The organism is Salinispora cortesiana (assembly GCF_000484695.1).
Taxonomy (GTDB): domain Bacteria; phylum Actinomycetota; class Actinomycetes; order Mycobacteriales; family Micromonosporaceae; genus Micromonospora; species Micromonospora cortesiana.
The window spans coordinates 1-2683 of the sequence record NZ_AXVR01000139.1; the positions used below are offsets into that span (position 1 = coordinate 1).

A 2683-nucleotide genomic window follows, 5' to 3' on the forward strand; every position below is an offset into this window, starting at 1 on the left:
GGACGCAGCCACGGCCAGCACACTACGACGCAGAATCGTGTTCATGAGAATGCTCCATTCGGGGGTCGACACCCCACACGCACCCGAAAGGGGGGATCAGGTGGCAGGGGTGCAAGCACCGTCCGGCGCTCAACAGAAACAGGGAAAGAAGATTCTCGGCTACCGCGGTCCGGGGGACACGCACGGTGCCGGGTCCAGGTGTAACGACCGGCGGGGCGCCGTCATTCCGGGCCTCACCCACCCCACGGGCGGGTCGCGTCCTCGGTCGTACGCATGGTGTAACGCCCCGACGCCGGCCGGGATTCCGCCACCACCGTGCCCCCGACCACACCCCACATGGGCATCATGTGGATATCAGTGATGACGGCCTAATTGGGTACCACACCCACCCATACCCACCTGCAGGGACCCAAATCCGTAGCCACCCTGTACAGCTGGGCCGGTCAGTCGAAGACCTGACTGGGTCCAACCGGCATACGCCGAAGACCGGCACAGCCTGCCCCCCTACTCGTCCAGGGCCCGGGCCACGTGCCGCCAAAGGGCGTGGCCCGGCCACAGGTAGACGGCTCGCTACCGGCCGGCCTCGCGGCGCAGCAAGGCCTGTACCTGCTCGGTGGTGAGGCCGTCGACCAGTTCGCGGCCGGGGATGTCCACCGTCCAGTGCAGTGGCCGGCGGGTGTCGACGTCGGCCCGGGCCTCCCGCCCGTCGGGCAGCTGGTAGATCAACCACCCGGACACGTCGCGGTCGAGCAGCAGGTCGTCTAGGTCGCTCATCGTTTACCGCCCGCCGGACGGTCGACGCGGGCCTGGGCGAGTTGGACCTGCAACTGCTCTGCGTGGGCCTCGGCGCGTTGGGCTCGGTCGGCGGCCATGTCGGCCTTAGCGGCGGCGACGGCGAGTTGGGTGCGTAGGTCGGCCAGTTCCGCGTGGACGGTGTCACGGTCGGCGGTGGCGGCGGTGAGTTGCGCGGCGAGGTCGTCGCGGTCGCGGGCGGTGTCAGTCAGCGTGGCGTGGAGACGGGTGGCCTCGGCGGTGGCGGTGGCTGTGGCGGCCTCGGCGCGTTCGGCGCGGGTGGTCTCGGCGCGCAGGGCCTTGTCACTGGCGCGCAGCTCACCGGTGAGGGTCTTGGTCTCGGCGCGGGCGTCGCGCAGCTGCGCGCGTACGTCGTCGTGGCGCTCCTCAAGGGCACGGCGCCGCTCGGTTTCCTTGGCGGCGGTGGCGGCGCGGGCCTCGGCGGCGGCTTCGGCGCGGCCTTGGGCCTGGCGGGCGTCGGCAACATCGCGGGCGGCGCGGGCGACCGCGTCCGCGGCGTCGCGTTCGGCGGCCTGGGCGCGGGCGACGGCGGCGTGCCGCTCGGTGTGGGCGTGGGCCCGGTCCTGTTCGGCGTTGTGGGCCGCGGTGAGGGCCCGGTCCCGCTCGGCCTCAGCGGCCTGCGCGCGGGTCACGGCCGCGGCCATCGCCGTCTCGGCCTCAGCGATGCGGGCCAACGCGCCGGCCTCGACGGCCTGCATCGCGGGCAGGACCGGCTCCAGCTGGGCCGTCAACGCGGTCAACGCTGGCGTCAGGTCGGCCACAGCCTGACGCCACGCGGTCAGGGGCGTGTCCAGACCGGTGGCCAGCTCCGCGGCCCGGTCCGCGGCGGCCATCTCCCGGCATGTCCGGTTGCCCGGCTGCCACCTCGTGTCATCCGGCGCGCAGAACTCCTTCGGCCGGCCGAAACCGGCGTAGACCAGCACCTGCTGGCACTCGCGGTAGCCGCAGCGCCGCTCACGCGGACTGGACTCCGGCCTCGGTTCACCCACATTCACCTCAACATCCATACCAACATCCTACACTATTACTTACATGGAAGTACAAAGACTTAGCTAGTTTCTGTAAGTCATATGTATTTGACCTTGAATATTTGCTTGGGTTGAGTTCCGATAGAGCCCGCCTTAAAGGTGCTCTCAGAGCTTCGTAGGCGGCTTTGATCTCGCTCTGATTGGTTTAGCGGGAAATTGGCGCTGAGCTTGCCGCACGGTCCGGAAGGGGGGCGGCCCCCCTGGTTTCAGCGGTCGAGGCCGCCGGCGGGCAGACCCGTGCCGGGCTGCGGGACGTCCGGCCAGTCGTCGGCCGCCGAGATCGCCCGGGCGGCGGTGTGGTCGCCCCTGGCGGCGGCGCGTGCGGCGGCGAGGGCGGCGTGGCGGCCGTGGCCGGGCCCGGATCTCTCGGCTTGGCGGGCCTGCTCCCGGACCGCCCATTCGGTGCGGGTGGCGTTGCGGGCGGTGTCTGCCGCAGTGGCCTGGTCGACGACGTCGCGTCGCCGCGTGTCCTGCGCCGCCTGGCGGTGCTCGTCATAGCGACGGGCCGGGTGCGGCGGCTCGTGCTCACCGGTCAACGCGGTGTCCAGCAGGGACCGTAGGTAGCCCAACGGCCGGTCCGGGCCGGTCAGCAGTTCCCGGCCGCCGCGGGCGCGGTCGATTGTGTCGAGCAGCGTCTCGACGGTCCAGGCCGGACCGAGGCGAGCGCCGAGCGTGGCCGCCACCCGAGGCAGCGGCACGCCTTCCAGCCACTGCAGGGCCCGCTGAACGGCACGAGCAAGGGGGTACGCCCACCCGTGCCATTCCGGACGGGATCGCGGCCCCCGTGGGTTCGCACACGTGCCCTGGCCCATCCTAGGACGCGCTACCCGTTGTGCCCCACC

At 71.4% G+C, this 2683-nt stretch carries 3 protein-coding genes; all 3 read right to left on the minus strand.

Translation table 11 applies throughout. The features are described 5' to 3' along the window. Window positions 1-570: 570 nt before the first annotated feature. The 3 genes from K228_RS0124450 to K228_RS0124460 all read right to left on the minus strand — a co-directional run bounded on the left by K228_RS0124450 (window position 571) and on the right by K228_RS0124460 (window position 2539). The gene (locus K228_RS0124450) at window positions 571-774 is read right to left on the minus strand and encodes a hypothetical protein (RefSeq protein WP_025620722.1); all 204 of its coding nucleotides are present in this window, start codon (window positions 772-774) and stop codon (window positions 571-573) included. Then, window positions 771-1820, minus strand: a complete 1050-nt coding sequence (locus tag K228_RS0124455) for a hypothetical protein (protein WP_025620723.1) — start codon at window positions 1818-1820, stop codon at window positions 771-773. Before K228_RS0124455 ends, K228_RS0124450 begins: the two co-directional genes overlap by 4 nt. Window positions 1821-2047: 227 nt before the next feature. After that, a complete protein-coding gene (locus K228_RS0124460; protein ID WP_025620724.1) occupies window positions 2048-2539 on the minus strand; it encodes a hypothetical protein in 492 nt (163 codons plus the stop codon). Window positions 2540-2683 lie beyond the last annotated feature (144 nt).